A 16,500-nucleotide genomic window follows, 5' to 3' on the forward strand; every position below is an offset into this window, starting at 1 on the left:
AAAGCCAACCCGCTTAGCAAACGATGCAGCAAACGGTGAGGAGGGCGGTGGCTGAAACGAGAGCTAAGTCGTTGAGATATAATGGTCGGAGTGGCCGGACTTGAACCGACGACCCCCTGTCCCCCAGGCTGATCCGGGGCGTTGATCTGAAAAGAGAATTTTGCAAATGGCCCGGCTGAGGCCGGTTGCAAACTCAACGGCTTAGGCCGGATCTGCAAACCGATGTCCTAACCCCCCCCTCCCCGTCCTCACCGATGAGGGGGAGGGGGTTAGTCGGGTTTGGAAGGAAGGGGGTTGCGAGGGGTTCGGAGCCTACGGGCGATCAGTCTGGCTTGGGCTTGGTGCGCTCGCGGGCGTCGAGGGCTTCGTCCACGAGGACGCGCACGGCCTCCGACCATGTGAGCACCGGCATCTGAACGCCACGCCAGCGCTCGACGCGAGTCGCCCAGTCTTCGGTGCAGACGATCTGCTTGCGCACGTCCATCAGTTTGCCGCCGACATCTTTTCGCGGTCGAGCCACGTTTTCGGTCGCCCCAAGAACCTCAACCATCGCCGCTTATGCCCTCTTGCGTCCAGCCGCAACTTACATAATATACACATCTAACACACGCAATAGGAGCCGCTCCGATGGGCCGTGAGATCCGCCGCGTACCGCCGAACTGGTCGCATCCGACGCGCATGCTATTCTGCTGGGAGCCTCGAAAAGGCTGGACGAAAAAGCTCGCCTACAAGTCGATGCTACCGACTCCGCATGCCGAAGCCTTGGCGGAATGGGAGGCGGAAAAAGCGTCTTGGGACGCTGGCGAGCGGCCTAAGTATGTGCGCGCCGACACGACCTTCGTTGAGTACTACGGCGAGCGACCCGAGCCGGAGTATTACGTACCGTTCTCGGCAGACGAGGCGACGTGGTTCCAGCTTTGGGAGACCGTGAGCGAAGGCTCGCCCACATCGCCGCCGTTCGCCACCTTGGACGAGCTTGCAGCCTACCTCGCTGAGTGGGGCGACTTTTGGGATCAGAGCCGCGCCGTTGAAGATATGCCTGCGCGTGAGGTTGAACGCCTGCTGCTTGAGACCGATCACCAGCACGAGTTCAAGGCAGGCTGGGGCAAGGAGCGCGCCGAAGCTTTCTGCCGCTCCGGCTGGGCGCCGAGCATGATCGTTCGCAACGGGCAGGTGCTGACCAATCCCGGTGACATGGTGAGTGCGTGATGCCCGGCGCCATCATCTCGTTCGGCTGGGGCGCGCCCAGCTTCGCCGAGCAACTGCCACAACTGCCGGCGCTGGATGCCGAGGCGGCCGATGCCGACAACAAGGCGATCACTCGCTTGTCGGTCCGCGGGATCCTCACTGAAGGCGAACGCGACAAGGCCATCCGTCGCGCGACGCGTCGTATCGAAGAGGCGCTGAGGAAGGCCGCCGACCCCGCCTAACCCCTCCCGTAATCCCTTAGGAGAGAGCCCGATGACTCCGCAGGAAGCCGCAGCCATCGTCCGCCAAACCGCCGACGAGATGCGCCTGAAGCCAGGGTTCGCCCGGCTCGCCATTGAGATCGCGGCACGCGCCGTCGAGCGCGGCCGGCATCAGACCGACGCTGAGAAGCTGGCGAACCTGTGGGCCAGCCTGAAGGACACCGGAATGGACGACGACGAGGCCGACAGGCTCACCGACTTCTGCGCCGAGAAGACCGACATACTGGATACGGGAGGCAAGTGATGGACGACGAGCGCATCAAGAAGGCGTCGCAGAACCTGCTGAAGGCCGCGCTGATGTCGGCCGATGAGTTGGCCGCCAAGAAAGGCGAAAACGATCTGTTCGTCCGCATCAAGCGGAATAGCGAGCGGCTGAGCAGCTGCGAGGGCCACGACTTTGAGCCCGATCCGGACTGGCGGACATGGAAGCCGAACCGGACCATCCACTGCCGGCGGTGCGGCGGCGACATGAAGATGCACGACGCGATGGAGTACCTGCGCGGCTTTGCGCACGGCAGCGGTCGCGACTTCAAGGCGATCACCGAGACGATTTGGCCTCCGGCTGACCCCGCCTGATTTTCCCTTCACTACCTGCGGAGAGACGAGGAATGGCTGAGACCCTAACGCCGGATCAGATCGACGCCCTGCGATGGATCGATCGCAACGACACGCACGAGAGTAGTTGGCTGCGTAAGGGCAAGCTCGCGTGGGGCGACTACGACAAGTGGGATGCGATCCGCTGCGCTGGACCACGTGGATCCATCGTGATCCCGACGCCGGACTGGGAAGCCATCCGGCAGTTCGTCACCCCCGGCATCGGATCCGACCGGCCCAGGTCAATCCACGTGCTCACCGAACAGGGCAAGGAACAGCTTCGTGTCTGACGCCCCCGCCCCTCCCCCTGCACTGGTCGCATCCGCAGAAGGGGAACCCGTCACCGACCTAGACCATGCCCGCTACGACCGGGATGGCTGGATGGAGAGCGCGCTGCGAGCGCAGGGATATGTGGGTGAACTGCAGGGTCGGCTTGCCGCCGCCCTCGCCCGCGCGGAGAGGGCCGAGAAGGCGCTGGAGGCTTCGGCCTATCTGGCCAGCCTGTATCGCGACTGCTGGCTCGGCAAGACCGTCCGCGACCTTCCTGAGGCCGAGGCCGCCTACGTCAGCGCCAATGCCGCCGTGGTTGCCGCCGCCCTCGCCCATCCTGCCCCTGCTGAGGAGGAGAAGCCGTGAGCGATCAATGGCGCCCTATCGCGACGGCTCCGAAGGACGGCAGCGCGTTCCTCGGTTTCTTGCCGCAGTTCGGCCATTTCGCTGCCGAGACCCGGATCCAACGATGTGTGTGGACCGGCTGGGGTGGTGGCTGCTGGGACTGCCAGTTTGAGAAAGGCGGGCGAGGTCCGACGCATTGGATGCCGATGCCTGCGCCGCCACCGCCGCCCTCACCTCCCCAGGAGCCCTGAATGCCCGCCACTTCACAGCCCTCGGCAGACGCGGGGCGGGGCGAGAGGCTGACATCGCTCAGAAGGAAGACCCTTGAGCACATCCAAGCCGTCAATGAAGCCAGCGGCTCGGGCGCTCGTTGCCCCTACGGCGAGATGATTGAGGAGGCCGAAGCTTCGATCCGCGACGGTCAGTCAGAATGGCGTGACGTGCCTTATGGCGCCGGCCGCTGGCTAACGGATGCCGGACGCGAGGCCCTGTCCAAGGAGAAGGACCATGGCTAGCAACTCCATCAGCCTGCAAGTGCCAACCGCCGATGAGATCGCCCGCATGATGGCCGAGATGCGATCCTACGAAGAGCCCAGGCTTCGTTGGGTTGTGTCAGCCTCAGATCCGACTGCAGCGCCCAAGCTGCAGGAAGGCATCCGCTTCAAGGCATCGACGCATGCCGGGGTTGAGTGGCGCGACGTGCCGACCGTCGTTCTGCCTGACTAGCCCGATGCCAGACGCCGACCCGATCCTAGAGGCCGTCTCTGCCCTCCGCTCCGATGGCGTCGAGGTCGAGCCGATCGGGGAGGAGATGGATCGCTGGCGGATTGGAGACCTGACGTACTCCGATGGGGATCTCTGGCGGTTGGCAGTCAGCCGGGGGCTGGTGGAGGAGGATAAGCCGTGAGCGAGACACGACCACGTGCAGCGAATGGGCGGGGCGGGGAACTAGATCTCACCGTCTGGTGCGAAGCATGCGGGCACTCGCATCACAGCACGGTGGGCCGGCTTGCTGAAGGCAAGGAGCGATGCGGCACCACCCTTCGGAGCGGCCCCTTCTCAGCATGGCGCCTCTGGGCGTTGGATAAGCCGCTGAGATTGACCGATGCTGGACGCGAAGTCCTAGCCGAGCCCTCCCCCGCGCGGTAGCTCGCCCCCATGCCGCCGATCACCCCCGCCGTCGCAGCACGGCGCCTCGATGCCCTCCGAGCCTGTGCCGCAAACCCACAAGGGCTACGGGGAGGCGCGTATCCGAGCGTGATGCCGGTGCTGGAAGCGCAGGGGCTGGTGACTAGGCGGAACGGTGGGCGCAACGGGCGAGCGGCGTATTGGTTTTTGACCGAGGCTGGGCGGGAGATCGTCAGAGAGATTGGCGTGGATGCGGCAAGGGAGGGAAAATGATGCAGAGATCCAACGCACCGGACTTCGACCCGCTGAATGCGACCGCGGATGAGGAGACCGGCATGATGCAGGGCTATCTCGCCGCCGGGATCGCGCCTCGTGGCACGGCCTGCCCAGACACCGCATCGATCGCGTTTGAGCACGGCTGGAGGATGCGCCGCAACGATCAGGCTGGCGTCGTGGACGATGACCAACGCAAGCTGGCTTCGCGAATAGCTGAAGGCCAAAAGGACGCGGATCAGCGTCGGCAGCGACTACGCGGCGCCCTGCGAGGCCCGGCAGCGAAATTCAAGATCTGAGGTCCAGGCACAAAAAAACCGCTCGGCTGGGCCGGGCGGTTGGGCAGAACGTCAGCGATGTGATGGAGGGCTACCGCTTCGTCAGGTTGCCCAACAGCAGCCCGACCCCGATGCCGAGGCAGCACCACATGGTGATTAGCCCGTGGTCGAGGGAGCAGGGGCCGTGTGTCATGCCGGCGATCGGATGATGACCGACTTCACGGCCTCGGCCAGCCAGCGCAGATCGGGCGATGTGTAGGTCAGCCCGAAGATGGTCCCGATCACGATCAGCCACGCGAGCCCGAGCCGAACTTGAGACCACGCCGGCACGTCCTTGCCGAACAGGTTGGGCGTCGTGATCAGGATGAAGATGCCCGCCGAGATGATGGTCACAAAGAACGAATAGACCGAGTTCTCCACCACTTGGCGGTCGAAGTCGGACAACCGCCACAGGATCTGAAACAGGCCGCCGAACGCGAGGCCGGCCAGGATCAGGCAGGTCGCCAGCGCAGCAAGCAGCGGCTCGTTGGGCCAGCGGTGCGCTTGATAGGCGCGGATTGCAACGCGCAGATAGACGATCAGCCCCATGAACGCGAGCGCCACCACGGACGTCCTGGCCCCCTCTGCGAGGGTCGTGGTCTGCGTGTAGTGCGCGATGCACGAGAACAGGGCGAGGAACCCGGCGGACACCCACGTCAGCCGATTGGACAGGAAGCGCCTAATGCCGATCATCGTGAGCTTTTCCCCGATCGGTTTCGCCGATCATCCCACCAAGCATGAAACGGATGCGGGCTTCCGTCGCCATCGCCCGCGTCGCATCTAGGACAACGCCCATAGAGGCTCGATTGTTAGCTTCCATGGCCCGTGTCCGGTCTTTCGATAGGTCCGCTTCAGCCTGGAGGCTGACCGCACTCAGGCGCAGGCTTGCACGCTCCGGCGGGTGCGCTGACTTTTGGTTCCAGAGGGCGCTAAGCATGGCACGAAGTCCCATCTACCGGCCCCCGTTGTTAGGCGTCTGCGGGCCTCCGATGAGATTGCGCACGAGACCCGAAAGGTCCGCAATCCGGTCCTGAAATTGCTGCAGGTTCCGGTCGAGCATCGCGGAATTGCTGGTTGCCGTGATCGAAACGCGGTCCAGCTTGTTCGCTATCTCCTGCAGGGTCGCGGTCCTGTCGGCCTGAGTCTGCGAAAAGACGCTCATGGCAGCAGTCGCGTTGGCCAAGCCCATCGTGACGTTACGCAGCTCCTCAATCCGCTTGTCGTGTTCGCCCTGGAGCAGCTTCTGCCAGTCGTCGCGATCCTCGTCGTGAGCCTCGTCCTTTTTCTCCATCGCAGCTCTGTGCTGGCCCGGCTGCCGGATCACGAGCAGGTAGAGCGCAACGATGAGGGCGACTGCCGTGAGGATGAGGAGCGCCCCAGCAGGGCTGTCTGCCATGACCTTAGACGCCGCGTCGGTGACAACCGGCGGGATCCCAGTCGGGATGCCTGTCGGCACCTCGGCTGCGGCTTTCCAGATGAGATCCATCGGCTCGGGCCGGCTACTTGATCAGGCCGCGGAGAGCGAGGTCGTCGAGAGCCGGCTGAAGCACCGTCTTGACGCTGGCATGCTCGTCGAGCGGCAGGGAGCGGAAGATCATGCCCGCGATGCCCGCCGCGCCGCCAGCCTTCTCGACGACCTTCGCGGGCGTGGTGTCCACGACCCACTGCGTGCCCTTGGCGACGACTTCCGAGCCCAGGGGCACCGTGAGCGTCTTGCCTTTCACAGCCCCGGCCACGGCGTTGACGCCGTAGTCGGCGCCGGCCTGGATCGCGGACTGCACCCGCTCGCGGGACAGGAACAGCGCCGCCCACGGCGACACCTTGGCGACGCCGGCCATGACGACGCCGGCCGCCAGCGGCACGACGATTGCGGACACGGGCTGGAGGATCGCGACGAGCCAATCGCCCCATGGGAGTCCTGCCGAAGTGGGTGCGGTGACGGTCTCTGCGGCCAGAGCGACGGAACAGGTACAGGCGAGCGTCAGCGCCGCCAGGGTGAGACGGTTCATAGGATCTCTCGATGTTGGGAAGCCGGAGCCGCCGGCGCGGGATCAGGTCAGTGGCCAAGCCACGCGTAGACGAGCAGCGCGCCGCCGAAGAACAGCGACACCGCGATTGCCGTCGCGCAGAACGCGAAGAGGCCGGGGGGGAGGTCGTTCACGCGGCAGCCTTCAGGCCGTCAATCGCAGCCCAAGTTGATGGACCGCAAATGCCGTCGGCTACCGCCAGCCCGTGCGCCCGCTGCCAAGCGCGTAGGGCCGCCTCGGTGCCGGGTCCGAACTTGTCGTCGACCTTCGTCCCGAGCACGAGCTGCAGAACCCGGACGTCTTCGCCGGAGGAACCCCGTCGAAGCGTCGGGCGCTTCTGCGCGTCAGCCTTCGGAATGGGTGCCTTCACCGCGGCGCCGTTCATCAGCGAGGCCACGCGCAGGCGGAAGGCCGGCATGTCGAAGGTCGGGTCGATCTTGCGGCCCTTCGGCAGGGCGTATTCCTTGTGGCCGGCGGCCATGATGGGACCGGCGCCGATATGGGTTAGGATCGCAGCGCAACCACGCGCATAGGCGTCCATCTGCACGTCGGGCCACGGCTCGCCGACGCCATCGTTCTCGGCTTCGACGCCGATCATCTGCGAGTTGCCGGCGGTGACGCCCTGCCAGGCGCCGCGGCCAGCATGGTAGGCCAGGCCCGCCGAGACGACGTACCATGTGCCGTCGCGGCCGAGGGCGAGGTTGCAGAGCGGCCCTGCGAGATCCGGCCGGCCGTTCGTCACCACGCCGAGCGAAGGCATGTTGCCGGTGCGCGGGCCGGCGGTGTGATGGAGCAGGACGCCCTTCACGGTGCCCATGGGGGCGTGCCCGCGGAGCTTCCAGCCGGGTTGCTCGGCGACCTTGAGGCCAGGGCCGCGCAGGACGTCGGCGAGCCAGAGCGCGTTGCCCATCGTCAGTCCTCCACGCTGGTGCGGGTCGGCCGACGGCGCCGGGGCTTCTTGTCCCCCTCAACGCCGCCCTGGGCCTCGGGCAGATCGTGGTCCTCGGTGACCTCGTGCTCACTGCAGTCGTGGCCGCATAGGCAGCCGTCGTGGGCATCAGGATCGTGGGGATCAGACATCAAGGTCACCTTCCTGCACGTAGTACTGCTGCATCCGGGTGGTGCGCGGGTCGCCTGGCCAATACGGGATAGGATCCAGCGCACCGTATTCACCTGAGCGGAACATCGTCTGCTCTAAAAGGCGGCGCTTATGCAGGCCCGTCTTCTGTTCGCCAGCAAGGTTCCGGTCGCATTCGGGGAACAGATTTGCGGCGCCCTCAATATCGCCTGCATTGATCAGTTTCACCACGTCCCAGATGTACCGGGAGCCAGTGTTAAAGTGGAGAGACATACAGGCGTCCCAGACCTGTTGCGTTACCGGCACCTTGAGAGCCTTGTTCAGCACTGACTCCCGCTTGGCGATGTCGTCCTTGAGGAGGTCGAACGCCGCTTTGGCCGTGATCTTATCGCCGACTTTGAGCTTCGGGTTGTTACTTCCGAACCCTATCGACGGGTGCGGTCCGTCCGCGTAGGCAGTCAGGACTAGCGCTTCTCGGCATGCAATGAAGAGGATGCCAGATCTTGATGTCTGCATTTTCTTCCCATTAGAACTTCTTCGATTGGCCAACCTTTGCGCAATCGAGTGTGAGCCTTGGCGTAAGAAATACCGCTGCCGTACTTCTCGACGCACTTTTTGAACGGCAAACGTTCGCCACCAAATTCAACGATCACGTTATTGCGCCTGTTCAGGCAGTTTTCGGATCGAGTGACCCATCGGCAATTGGAAGGGCTGTAATCGCCATTGTTATCAATTCTATCGATCTCTAAATCGCCGCGGTATCCGTTGGCCTCACCCCATGCAATAAAGCGGATCGCTCCATCCGGGCCAGACCACTCAGGGGAAACTCTGATGCCGCGGAACCCGTAATTTTTGGTACGCGGGTTTAAATCAGGCTTGCACCTGTGCTGGATGCCGCGCCAAATCTTAAATAACGGATGATGCGAAAGCCCGTGTGTTGCGTGACTGCGGCTAGACAGCTCTCGTGTCATGCAACCACATGATTTCGAACCGCCGCTACGTAGGACAGGCAGGTCAACTTGCTTCTCTGTGCCGCAATCACATTTGCACAGAAACGACCGCTTGCTATGGCCGCTAGCCCAGACGCGCGTGGGCAACTCATGAAGCGTAGACCACGAACCAAACCGTGTTCCGGACGGGACTGAAATAGGACGAGACATTTTTGCTCCCCAATCGCGCGTACGATTGAAGGCGTATCGTATGTATGATATGCCGTCAATAACGTACCTACGAAAAGGCAGCGCCTTGACCGAATTTCATACGTATGCGACGCGGCCTCGCGTGGGCCGGACAAAAGAATGGGAGAAGCGCCTGACGCTTCCGCTGACCAGCGAAATGGTCGATCGTCTTGACGCGGCTCGCGAGCCCGGCGAGGACCGCCTTACCGTGATCCGCAAGGGCATCGAGCGCGAGCTGAAAGCCCGCGACCGACAGAAGGCGAGCAAGCTGCCCGAAAACTAGTTCCCGCTCGGCGTGAAGGTGACGAGGCCCTTGCCGATCTCGTCGATCTTGGCGAGCGCGTCGGCCAGTTCGGCGTCGGAGGCGGCCTTGTCCTCCGTCTGCTGCGCGGCGCGGGCGGCAGCGACAGCCGCTGCGAGTTCGTTGCCGCGATCGGTGGTGTACTGGTTCACCTGGGCTTCCAGGGCTTCCAGCTTGGCAAGCAGCGCGCTCTTGGTGTCGGACATGATGATCTCCAGTCGGGCGAGTTGGTCGGAGACGCGATAGAGCTGATGCTCCATGCGCCGGCTTCGGCCGCCGATGCTGCGCAGGACGGCGAAGAGGTGGCGGCACATCAGGGCGCGCAGCCGTGCGCCAGCGCCGCGGGAATGCGGGTCATGGTGGTCCTCGGTTGTGGGTGGATGCGGCGGCCTGGAGGCTCAGCCGGGGGTCAGAAGCCGCGGGCGTACCAATAGACAGGCGAATAGGCCTGGATCACGCTGCCGGGGTCGATCTGCCGGGGGCGGACGACAAAGCTCGTCGGTGCAATCGCATCAATCATCGCGACGAAGGCGCTTGCCGTGGCTCCGGACACCGGGGTCACGACGACGCTGCGGCAGGCGTTCGGGAACTGGATCGGGAAGCCGACGGTGGTGTCGCCCGATGTGCTGGCGAACCCCCATTGCTCGACCGCGCCATCGCTCCAGACTCGATAGCCGGTCGAGCCGCTAAGGCTCTGAGCTGTGAGGCGAACGACATTCCCTAGGGACGCGCTCACCTCGCTCGGGAGCATACTGAGGACGCGGATCTGCGTGAGCGCACCGCTTGTGAAAGCGTAGCCAACGATGAGGTAAGAACGCGAAGCCTTGATGTCGCCCTCGACCAAAGGCGTCCCATCCGCGCGCGTGACGGCTGCAGCGGCTGCACCGTCAATCGCAAGCGTCAGCGGGTTTGCCGTCAGCCCGGTCGGAGCCGCTGAGAAGTTGATGCGCAGCGAGAACGGATGCGTGATCGCGGGTGTGCCGCCTACCGTCGTCGGATCGATTAACCCCTGCCCGGTCGTCAGGGTGTAGGCGTTTTTGGGGCCGGCGGCCGCAGTCAGCGCCACCCCGATGTTGTCATCCCGCCAGAGCGCGGATGAGGCCATCATACCTCGGCAGCCGTCGTTGAGGCTCGAGGCGGGTTGCCCCTCCTGAAACTGCGCGCGGGCGTCTGCGGTCTGGTTGTCGAGGGGCGTAGTGCTCCACTGGTGCGCGGTCATTTACGGGCCACTCCGTGAGCCTGAAGCATGCTGAAAAACTTGGATGGGTCGAACATCTGCCGGGCCTGCTGCAGGCTGACCGGGTTGCCGCCGATGTTAGGCTGGCCCGGCAATCCACCGCCGCCGCCGGCGGCCTTCTGCAGGTTAGAGCCGACCTTGCCGGCGACTCCCTGCAAGGCGCTCATGACGCCGCCATACTGACTGTCGGGCTGAGGTGCCGCTGCGCCCGGTGCCGCCGGCATCATCGACTGCGCGGTGGCGCCCATGGCGGTCATCGGCTGGGCGGCGAGCGAGGAGACACCCGCCGGTGCGCCCTGGCCTGCCACCGGGGCGCCCTGAGCTTGGATGCCGCCGATGCCGAAGCCGCCACGCGCCGCAGTTGAACCAGCGCCCATGCCCGGGTTAGTCGCGCCGGCGGTTACGCCGCCGCCCATCGACGGCGACTGGCCGAACTTGCTGGTCCACAGGTTGGCGAACTGCGCCCCGGTCATGTCGGGCGAGCCGCCGTTTGAGGTGATGTTCCGAACTGGGACCACGTTCGCGGCGGGCGCATTTGGGTTGGCGAGGATCTTCGAGGCGCCGCCGCCACCCTGCTGATGCGCGAGGTAAAGCTCGCCGTCGGTTGGATCCCGGCCGAGCACCCGCTGAAGTTGCGACCTGTTCTGCAGCGCGTACTTGGCCGCAGCGTCCGCGCTCGCCTGCGGGTCGAACGGGTTCGATAGGTTGAAGGAGTCGGCCGTGCTCGGGATGAACTGGTAGAGGCCCGCCGCCTTGCTGCCGCGATTGAACGCATCCGGCCGGCCGCCGGACTCGATCTTGGCCATCTTGGCGAGGTAGTCGACGCTGATGCCCGGGTTGTTGCTCGCCGCCTGCATGATCGCGGCGTTGACCTCCGGCGCGAAGCCGTAGCGCGACAGATCCCCCATCTGCGGCTGGGCCTGAGCCTGGATCTGGGCCGGGTCTGGCGTCAGCGCAGGGATGGTCGCCGCCACGCCGGAGCCGTCAATGCCGGCGACCGATGGCCCAACCGACAGTTCGGGCAGTGTTACCCCTAGGACGCCACCAGACATTTTTACTCCAGGGATCTGGACGGAAGCTCGGCCGCACACCAACTTGTGCGCGTACTCAGAAGGAGGCCGTGATGCGGTCGCTCATCGTCGGATTGGCCCTGCTGGCCAGCACCCCGACTTTCGCCATCGACAAAAGCGCCGAGAACCTGCTCAAAGGCGCCAGCGCGCAGGCTGCGATCCAGCAGTTTTGCAGCGATCAGTTTCAGGTAGATGCCGACCTTTCCACCAAACTGGGCAAGGCCGCGCACGACGCCGCGTTTCAGGTGCTCGGAGAAGCTGACGGCGACACTGAGTTCCGGGGCGAACTTTCGCGTCGGTTCGACGAGGTGAAGTCTGCCGGCCCGCATCAGTGGTGTCGAAATCAACGCGCCACTTACAACGAATATAAAATCCCGGTCTTCAAGAACTGATGCGTCGCCTCATTCAGCCTGGATGGGTGCTGTTTCAAATTGCGGTCGTCGGCTTCTTCCTGTGGGTCGCCGCAACCGTAGAAACTAGCCAACCGCGGCAGTACGGTGTGATGTTGGTCGCCGGGATCTTCGCCGCTTACGCTCTCACGGTCGCTCTGCTGATCCTCAACGAAGGCCGCAAGGACGTGGCACGCCTCATCCAACGACGGCGCTCTGCTACCGGGATCGGACGCGAAGCTGCAGCGGATCAGCGCCTCGAGAGTCTTCGAACCCCTGACCGCCTCGGGCGACCTGGCTCAACAGACCGTCGCGGTTCGTGAGCAGTCGGTTGCCGAGGTAAGCCTGCATTGGGGCTGACATGAGTGCTCGGCCGGCCAGAGCCGGAGCGCCAAGCCCGGCGGCTGCTGCCAGCAGGGCTGTTTCGTTCGGCACGCCCATCATGGCGCCCGCACCAGCCGACCCGAGGACCGTTAGCGCATGCTGCGCCATGCTCCGGGGAGCCGTGCCAGAGTTTGGTAGCGGCGCAATCGCAGTGGCGGCCCGCGCCAGATCCGTCATGTCGCCCTGGCCTCGCACGTAGGCCGCCTTGTCCTGCCCGGCCACGGCCGAACGCAGCATGTTCGGCGAGACGTTGCCTTCAGCCGCCGAGACGCCGGCGCCCCCGACGGCCTTCTCCGCCGTCTTCATGGCTGCGTACTGCCGGCGGGCCTCGCCCAGGGCGCCCGCGTCCGGCGTGCCCGCGACCGACCGTTCAAACGCGCTATCCATGGCGTTGCGCAGGCCCTTCACAGAGTCCGCGTAGAGCGGATCGGTGGTCTTAGCGCCCTGCGCGAGTTTGGTCAGATCCGAGCGCGCCTGCTGGTAGACATCGCCTGGGATGGATCCGCCGCCAGCGATGGTCTGGTTGCGGACGTCGTCGATCAGGTCGCCAAACATGCCCTTCTGGAGAGGGGTGAGCTTCTTGCCGTACCGGTCGATCGTGTTGGCGATGTCGTTGCCCATCTGCGCGTCGTACTGCAGGGAATTCCGGCTTTGAACGTCGTCGAACACGCCGCCGATACGCTTGGCAGCTCCCCGCATCACGTCAGGCGTGAGCAGATCAGCATCCTCGCCGAAGCGCCGGGCCACGGCGCGGTTGAGTCCCTGCTTCTGAGCTTCCATCAGATGTCCGGCGCCCGAGCCGGCGAACGGCACGTCACTCAGCGTGCTCTCCATCCACTGGAGGGGCATCGAGCCCGTACGCTGACCTGCGGAAAGCGGGATGCCCTCGGCCTCAAGCGTATTCGTCAACGGGATCCGGCCTGCCGATGTCGTGATCGGCGTAATGGCGCGAGACGCCGCGATCGGTGATGCGATGGCCGCGGCGGCGCGGACGAACGGTTCGGCAGCGCTGCCCGCCGTCGCCTGACCTGCGGCCTCACTGGCGAGCCCGGGCACGCCGGCACCGAGCGCAAAGCGGCGCATGACTGACCCAGGCCCGAGCAACGCTCCAGGCACGAAGCTCGCGACCGTGTCGGCATACTTGCCAGCAGTCGTCTGCGGATCATAGGCGAGGCCGGATCCCTGATGGAATGCGTCGCCGCCGTAGTTCTCGAGCGTGGTCCGCGAGACAGGCGCCTTGGCATCGCGCTGAGCGGCAAGCTGGTCAGCGTTCTGCCCGGTCATACGTGCGTCGAGATAATCCTTTGCCCATGAAATACCCCTAGCAGCGTCCGCCGGCGCGCCAGCGATGCCAGCTACGCCCTTGTCGAGCCCCGATAGGGCCGAGCGACCGACGTCCGTGGCCAAGTCGCCCCACGAACGCGAAGGCGCTGCCTGGGCTTGCGCGGGCTGCGCCGCGACAAGCGCCGGGCTTTCCTCGACAAGCGTGCCGCCGAACATGGGGCGGGGCGCCTGCGGGGCGTCGTCCTCGATCAGAGTTCCAGTGAACGAGGGCATGGGCTACTTCCGGTACTTCCTGCCGTCCTGGGGGTCGACGTAGATCGCCCCCTTCGGCAGCGCGTCGAAGTCGGCTTGGGTCTTGGGCGAGGCCATGCCCTGGTTCTGCTTGGCGCCAAACGGCTGCAGTGATCCATCTTCGCCGAAGACGTGGCTCGGCCGGTAAGCAGGCCCGCCTTCCCGCGCCATTGCCTCGATCGCGCGCTGACGCTCCATGCGCTTCTGCTCAATGATCGGCTTGCCCTCGCCGGGCTGCGGAAAGTACTGCCGCTCGGCGCTGTCAAACTCGCTCGGCGCGATGGCCGCGCCCGACTCCCGACGGAGCTGCGCGTTGATGAAGCTGCGCTTGGCCTGCTCGTAGGACTGCCTGTCCTCTGACTTCATCGAATTCGGCACCATCGCGCCGATGGTGGCGCCGAATGCGTCCTTGTTGATGTCCTCGAGCTTGCGCAGCGTCTGCTCCGACCCGAGCATGCGATCCGAGAAGCCGGCCGCCTTGCCCTGCGTGTCGTTGAACTTGCCGGTCGCGAACGGATTGCCGCCGCGCTCACCGTCCGTCCGCCCCTCGACCGGGATCGGCGAGAGGGACTTGGTCTCGGGGTCGTAGAGCATGTCGCGCTTGCTGCCGTCGGGCTGCTCGACGCTGTGGATGGTCTTCCGCTCCGGAATGGCGGCGATGACCTTGCCCTCGGAGTCCATGCGGGTCTGGCCGGGCGCCAGATTGAAGCCGCGATCCGTGGCAGTGGCCTCGGCGTTCCGCTTCTTAACCTCGGGATCCTCTGGGCCGCCCGGGATGTAGCTGACGCCACCTGCCGGGTTCGGGGCATATCCGCTCGGCGGGCCCGACGATGGTCCCAGATTGCGCCACGTGGACGGATCCTGATCCGGCCGGCCGAGGAAGATGTTGCCGCCGACCGTGAACTGCTGGGGATCCTTGTTCATCTGAGACTGGACAGACGACAGGATCGCGGGGTTGAGCGTCGCGGCCTCAACCTGATCAGCCGACAGCCCCTTGCCTTTCAGGTAGGCGCGCGTGGCGTTCTGCGCCTGCTGCTGCTGCAGAAGCTGGTACTGCTGAAGCTGCTGCTTGACGCTGTTGGCCTGGCTGCCCTGATATCCCTGAAGGCCAGCCGCGAGGCCGGGGCCGAAGCCACGGTTACTCATCAGGCCGATGCCGACGTTCAGCAGCAGGTCGCCGATCGCGGGGTTGTTGAGGCCGTTGGCGAACTTCTCAAGGAAGCCGCCGCCACCTGCCTGACCGCTCGCCTGCGCGGCGCCGGTCGGGGAGACGGCCGAGGGCTGAGCGCCGGGAGGCTGCATCGGCCGGGGCGAACCGGACGTCGGCTGCCCTGACAGAGGGTCAAAGCTATTGACCGGCATCATCTGCGGCGCGGCCTGCGGGGCAGGCTGGGCGGGGCTCGGCGTCGGCGCGGGCATCGCCGGGGCAACCGGTCCGCCCATCTGCGGCGGGGCGGCCTGGGGCACGGGCGGAACGTTGCCACCTGCGGTCGGAGGCAGCATCGGCTGCTCCATCCGACGCACCGCGGCTTCGTCCATCGCGATCATGGGCGCGTTCTGGTGCGCCTCACGGCTGACTGCACCGGTCTGCGTCGGGCCGCCATCCTGCGGCGGCTGGAAACTGTTCTGGCCGCCACCCATGCCGGCGCGGTTGAACAGAAGCTGATCGGGCGAGCCGGGTTGCTGCTGCTCGGAAGCCCGCGCCTGCAGGCTTTGCATCACCATCGCCTGCTGGTCGGGCGATAGATCCGCAAAGGCGGGCAGCGCGCCGAAGGACAGTCCTGCGCTCACGGGCGAGCCTTTCCAGGTGACATGGGAGTGAGGAAGGCCCGGCCCTCAGGCTGCAGGCCGATCAGGTGGCGCTGGTCGTTACCGCCGATGTCGATGCCGAGCTTGCCGCGGTAGCTTCTAGGGTCGCTGTACTGGCTGAGGTTGGCCAGGCCCTTCTGCTGAAGGCCCAGCATAGCGTTCTTCAGGTCGGCTTCCGGCACGTCGGGCAGCCGATCACGGACGTCCCAGATCTTGCCGGTGTGCGAGTCGCCCTGCGCGTCGCTCACGGCCCGCAGCACCTGATGTTCAAGCGGGGAAGGCGGCTCTACGGCCGGTCGAGGCGCGACCTGCATGGGGGCGTAAGGCTCAGGTGCAGCGCCCGCGATCGGCGCCGATGGCTTCGTGCTGGTGTATTGCGACAGGGCGGCCTCAAGCTCGGCGATCGGATCGGCTGGCGGCGTTGCCGGCGTAGCGCCTGCGTCCAGTCCGCGTTGGATATTGGCGATGGCGTCGTCTGCGGCCCTGTTGGCGACGGGCGCTGCGGGCGTGCGGTTGAACCCAAGGGCAGCCTCCAGTGCCGCGATTGGATCCTCTTTCGGAGCCCCGCCGAACGACCGCAGCGCCCCTGCTGGCGCCTTGAACGGAAGCGAGCCCGTCATCGCGAGCCCGGCCATGCCGTTTGCGCGATCCATCGCCTCCTGCGTCGGGTGCCCATCCAGCCCGAACACCTGCAGATCGCCCGTGTAGGCGTCTCGAGGGGCAGTGGCAGCCGACGTCGCCATATCCTTAGCGCGACCGGCCGCGGCGCTCAGGAACTCACCAGCCCCGATCTGCCCGGACCTGAACTTCTCCATCAGATCGCCGCTCCGGCCGACCATGCCGCTGAGCATGGAGCCGATCCGGCCGCCCATGTCGCCGACGGCCTGAGCATCGCCCGTGGCGCCGTTCATCATGCCGTTGAGCACGGAGGACATGCTCGGCAAGCCGGCGCCCTGCAGACCCTGATCGACGCCGCTGGGGATGCCTTGCGGGGTCTGGGGCGTCTGCTGCAGCGCCTGCGGGTCGAGATTGAGAAGTCCGAAGCCGCCGGCCATG

General features: G+C 65.5%; 26 protein-coding genes. 12 read left to right on the plus strand and 14 right to left on the minus strand.

Features of this window, described 5'->3' with window-relative positions:
- Window positions 1–322: 322 nt before the first annotated feature.
- Entirely contained in the window at window positions 323–520 is a 198-nt protein-coding gene (locus tag FV233_RS17860) for a hypothetical protein (protein ID WP_147898266.1), read from the minus strand.
- A gap of 107 nt (window positions 521–627) precedes the next feature.
- Here FV233_RS17860 and FV233_RS17865 point away from each other — a divergent pair, with 107 nt between their 5' ends.
- From FV233_RS17865 to FV233_RS17915, 10 genes are all read left to right on the plus strand, one after another.
- Window positions 628–1,209, plus strand: coding sequence for a hypothetical protein (locus tag FV233_RS17865; protein ID WP_147898267.1), 582 nt, complete (start codon window positions 628–630; stop codon window positions 1,207–1,209).
- Complete coding sequence (locus tag FV233_RS17870; RefSeq protein ID WP_147898268.1) at window positions 1,209–1,430, plus strand: hypothetical protein; 222 nt, start codon at window positions 1,209–1,211, stop codon at window positions 1,428–1,430. Before FV233_RS17865 ends, FV233_RS17870 begins: the two co-directional genes overlap by 1 nt.
- Window positions 1,431–1,461: 31 nt before the next feature.
- Window positions 1,462–1,713: a hypothetical protein gene (locus FV233_RS17875; protein WP_147898269.1), complete on the plus strand. Its 252-nt coding sequence runs from the start codon at window positions 1,462–1,464 to the stop codon at window positions 1,711–1,713.
- Window positions 1,713–2,045: a hypothetical protein gene (locus tag FV233_RS17880; protein ID WP_147898270.1), complete on the plus strand. Its 333-nt coding sequence runs from the start codon at window positions 1,713–1,715 to the stop codon at window positions 2,043–2,045. Before FV233_RS17875 ends, FV233_RS17880 begins: the two co-directional genes overlap by 1 nt.
- Window positions 2,046–2,077: 32 nt before the next feature.
- On the plus strand, window positions 2,078–2,353 hold the full coding sequence (locus tag FV233_RS17885) for a hypothetical protein (RefSeq protein ID WP_147898271.1): 276 nt from the start codon (window positions 2,078–2,080) through the stop codon (window positions 2,351–2,353).
- 91 nt (window positions 2,354–2,444) lie between these two features.
- Window positions 2,445–2,699, plus strand: a complete 255-nt coding sequence (locus FV233_RS17890) for a hypothetical protein (protein ID WP_147898272.1) — start codon at window positions 2,445–2,447, stop codon at window positions 2,697–2,699.
- Window positions 2,700–2,929: 230 nt separating this feature from the next.
- The gene (locus tag FV233_RS17900) at window positions 2,930–3,193 is read left to right on the plus strand and encodes a hypothetical protein (protein WP_147898274.1); all 264 of its coding nucleotides are present in this window, start codon (window positions 2,930–2,932) and stop codon (window positions 3,191–3,193) included.
- Window positions 3,186–3,404 (plus strand): hypothetical protein, encoded by a 219-nt coding sequence (locus FV233_RS17905; protein ID WP_147898275.1) that lies wholly within the window; start codon window positions 3,186–3,188, stop codon window positions 3,402–3,404. The genes FV233_RS17900 and FV233_RS17905 overlap by 8 nt, the downstream gene beginning before the upstream one ends.
- Before the next feature lie 4 nt (window positions 3,405–3,408).
- The gene (locus FV233_RS30400; RefSeq protein ID WP_187278143.1) at window positions 3,409–3,585 is read left to right on the plus strand and encodes a hypothetical protein; all 177 of its coding nucleotides are present in this window, start codon (window positions 3,409–3,411) and stop codon (window positions 3,583–3,585) included.
- A gap of 490 nt (window positions 3,586–4,075) precedes the next feature.
- On the plus strand, window positions 4,076–4,378 hold the full coding sequence (locus tag FV233_RS17915; protein WP_147898277.1) for a hypothetical protein: 303 nt from the start codon (window positions 4,076–4,078) through the stop codon (window positions 4,376–4,378).
- 168 nt (window positions 4,379–4,546) lie between these two features.
- Here the strand turns inward: FV233_RS17915 and FV233_RS17920 are convergent, their stop codons facing one another.
- From FV233_RS17920 to FV233_RS17945, 7 genes are all read right to left on the minus strand, one after another.
- Window positions 4,547–4,960 carry a hypothetical protein gene (locus FV233_RS17920; protein ID WP_147898278.1) on the minus strand — a complete coding sequence of 138 codons (414 nt, stop codon included), beginning with the start codon at window positions 4,958–4,960 and terminating at the stop codon, window positions 4,547–4,549.
- A 388-nt stretch (window positions 4,961–5,348) separates the two neighbouring features.
- Window positions 5,349–5,882, minus strand: coding sequence for a hypothetical protein (locus FV233_RS17925; protein WP_147898279.1), 534 nt, complete (start codon window positions 5,880–5,882; stop codon window positions 5,349–5,351).
- A 13-nt stretch (window positions 5,883–5,895) separates the two neighbouring features.
- Complete coding sequence (locus FV233_RS17930) at window positions 5,896–6,405, minus strand: hypothetical protein (protein WP_147898280.1); 510 nt, start codon at window positions 6,403–6,405, stop codon at window positions 5,896–5,898.
- A 148-nt stretch (window positions 6,406–6,553) separates the two neighbouring features.
- Window positions 6,554–7,333: an N-acetylmuramoyl-L-alanine amidase gene (locus FV233_RS17935; protein WP_147898281.1), complete on the minus strand. Its 780-nt coding sequence runs from the start codon at window positions 7,331–7,333 to the stop codon at window positions 6,554–6,556.
- Window positions 7,334–7,335: 2 nt separating this feature from the next.
- On the minus strand, window positions 7,336–7,503 hold the full coding sequence (locus FV233_RS30405) for a hypothetical protein (protein ID WP_187278144.1): 168 nt from the start codon (window positions 7,501–7,503) through the stop codon (window positions 7,336–7,338).
- Entirely contained in the window at window positions 7,496–8,017 is a 522-nt protein-coding gene (locus FV233_RS17940) for a lysozyme (RefSeq protein WP_147898282.1), read from the minus strand. Before FV233_RS17940 ends, FV233_RS30405 begins: the two co-directional genes overlap by 8 nt.
- Entirely contained in the window at window positions 7,966–8,472 is a 507-nt protein-coding gene (locus tag FV233_RS17945) for a hypothetical protein (protein ID WP_147898283.1), read from the minus strand. Before FV233_RS17945 ends, FV233_RS17940 begins: the two co-directional genes overlap by 52 nt.
- A 274-nt stretch (window positions 8,473–8,746) precedes the next feature.
- Between FV233_RS17945 and FV233_RS17950 the strand changes: the two genes are divergently transcribed.
- Window positions 8,747–8,962 (plus strand): hypothetical protein, encoded by a 216-nt coding sequence (locus FV233_RS17950; protein ID WP_147898284.1) that lies wholly within the window; start codon window positions 8,747–8,749, stop codon window positions 8,960–8,962.
- Here the strand turns inward: FV233_RS17950 and FV233_RS17955 are convergent.
- The 3 genes from FV233_RS17955 to FV233_RS17965 form a co-directional block, all read right to left on the minus strand.
- Window positions 8,959–9,240, minus strand: coding sequence for a hypothetical protein (locus tag FV233_RS17955; protein WP_147898285.1), 282 nt, complete (start codon window positions 9,238–9,240; stop codon window positions 8,959–8,961). The genes FV233_RS17950 and FV233_RS17955 overlap by 4 nt on opposite strands.
- A 149-nt stretch (window positions 9,241–9,389) precedes the next feature.
- On the minus strand, window positions 9,390–10,199 hold the full coding sequence (locus FV233_RS17960; protein WP_147898286.1) for a hypothetical protein: 810 nt from the start codon (window positions 10,197–10,199) through the stop codon (window positions 9,390–9,392).
- Window positions 10,196–11,191: a transglycosylase SLT domain-containing protein gene (locus FV233_RS17965; protein WP_187278145.1), complete on the minus strand. Its 996-nt coding sequence runs from the start codon at window positions 11,189–11,191 to the stop codon at window positions 10,196–10,198. Before FV233_RS17965 ends, FV233_RS17960 begins: the two co-directional genes overlap by 4 nt.
- A gap of 149 nt (window positions 11,192–11,340) precedes the next feature.
- Between FV233_RS17965 and FV233_RS17970 the strand changes: the two genes are divergently transcribed.
- Window positions 11,341–11,679, plus strand: coding sequence for a hypothetical protein (locus tag FV233_RS17970; protein ID WP_147898288.1), 339 nt, complete (start codon window positions 11,341–11,343; stop codon window positions 11,677–11,679).
- 216 nt (window positions 11,680–11,895) lie between these two features.
- On the opposite strand, the gene FV233_RS17975 is transcribed toward FV233_RS17970, so the two are convergent.
- The 3 genes from FV233_RS17975 to FV233_RS17985 are packed head-to-tail and all read right to left on the minus strand — an operon-like array spanning window position 11,896 to window position 16,499.
- Window positions 11,896–13,617 (minus strand): hypothetical protein, encoded by a 1,722-nt coding sequence (locus FV233_RS17975; protein ID WP_147898289.1) that lies wholly within the window; start codon window positions 13,615–13,617, stop codon window positions 11,896–11,898.
- 3 nt (window positions 13,618–13,620) lie between these two features.
- Window positions 13,621–15,426, minus strand: a complete 1,806-nt coding sequence (locus tag FV233_RS17980) for a hypothetical protein (protein WP_147898290.1) — start codon at window positions 15,424–15,426, stop codon at window positions 13,621–13,623.
- Window positions 15,423–16,499, minus strand: a complete 1,077-nt coding sequence (locus FV233_RS17985) for a hypothetical protein (protein WP_147898291.1) — start codon at window positions 16,497–16,499, stop codon at window positions 15,423–15,425. Before FV233_RS17985 ends, FV233_RS17980 begins: the two co-directional genes overlap by 4 nt.
- Between the last annotated feature and the right edge of the window lies 1 nt (window position 16,500).

It is taken from the genome of Methylobacterium sp. WL7, assembly GCF_008040085.1.
Classification (GTDB): domain Bacteria; phylum Pseudomonadota; class Alphaproteobacteria; order Rhizobiales; family Beijerinckiaceae; genus Methylobacterium; species Methylobacterium mesophilicum.

Coding starts and splice junctions, on each gene's coding strand:
- FV233_RS17885 (WP_147898271.1), top strand. CDS start 2,078: ATGGCTGAGACCCTAACGCCGGATCAGATCGACGCCCTGCGATGGATC.
- FV233_RS17940 (WP_147898282.1), bottom strand. CDS start 8,017: ATGCAGACATCAAGATCTGGCATCCTCTTCATTGCATGCCGAGAAGCG.
- FV233_RS17870 (WP_147898268.1), top strand. CDS start 1,209: ATGCCCGGCGCCATCATCTCGTTCGGCTGGGGCGCGCCCAGCTTCGCC.
- FV233_RS30405 (WP_187278144.1), bottom strand. CDS start 7,503: ATGTCTGATCCCCACGATCCTGATGCCCACGACGGCTGCCTATGCGGC.
- FV233_RS17935 (WP_147898281.1), bottom strand. CDS start 7,333: ATGGGCAACGCGCTCTGGCTCGCCGACGTCCTGCGCGGCCCTGGCCTC.
- FV233_RS17905 (WP_147898275.1), top strand. CDS start 3,186: ATGGCTAGCAACTCCATCAGCCTGCAAGTGCCAACCGCCGATGAGATC.
- FV233_RS30400 (WP_187278143.1), top strand. CDS start 3,409: ATGCCAGACGCCGACCCGATCCTAGAGGCCGTCTCTGCCCTCCGCTCC.
- FV233_RS17955 (WP_147898285.1), bottom strand. CDS start 9,240: ATGGAGCATCAGCTCTATCGCGTCTCCGACCAACTCGCCCGACTGGAG.
- FV233_RS17875 (WP_147898269.1), top strand. CDS start 1,462: ATGACTCCGCAGGAAGCCGCAGCCATCGTCCGCCAAACCGCCGACGAG.
- FV233_RS17960 (WP_147898286.1), bottom strand. CDS start 10,199: ATGACCGCGCACCAGTGGAGCACTACGCCCCTCGACAACCAGACCGCA.
- FV233_RS17970 (WP_147898288.1), top strand. CDS start 11,341: ATGCGGTCGCTCATCGTCGGATTGGCCCTGCTGGCCAGCACCCCGACT.
- FV233_RS17865 (WP_147898267.1), top strand. CDS start 628: ATGGGCCGTGAGATCCGCCGCGTACCGCCGAACTGGTCGCATCCGACG.
- FV233_RS17985 (WP_147898291.1), bottom strand. CDS start 16,499: ATGGCCGGCGGCTTCGGACTTCTCAATCTCGACCCGCAGGCGCTGCAG.
- FV233_RS17945 (WP_147898283.1), bottom strand. CDS start 8,472: ATGACACGAGAGCTGTCTAGCCGCAGTCACGCAACACACGGGCTTTCG.
- FV233_RS17880 (WP_147898270.1), top strand. CDS start 1,713: ATGGACGACGAGCGCATCAAGAAGGCGTCGCAGAACCTGCTGAAGGCC.
- FV233_RS17890 (WP_147898272.1), top strand. CDS start 2,445: ATGGAGAGCGCGCTGCGAGCGCAGGGATATGTGGGTGAACTGCAGGGT.
- FV233_RS17925 (WP_147898279.1), bottom strand. CDS start 5,882: ATGGATCTCATCTGGAAAGCCGCAGCCGAGGTGCCGACAGGCATCCCG.
- FV233_RS17975 (WP_147898289.1), bottom strand. CDS start 13,617: ATGCCCTCGTTCACTGGAACTCTGATCGAGGACGACGCCCCGCAGGCG.
- FV233_RS17930 (WP_147898280.1), bottom strand. CDS start 6,405: ATGAACCGTCTCACCCTGGCGGCGCTGACGCTCGCCTGTACCTGTTCC.
- FV233_RS17915 (WP_147898277.1), top strand. CDS start 4,076: ATGATGCAGAGATCCAACGCACCGGACTTCGACCCGCTGAATGCGACC.
- FV233_RS17900 (WP_147898274.1), top strand. CDS start 2,930: ATGCCCGCCACTTCACAGCCCTCGGCAGACGCGGGGCGGGGCGAGAGG.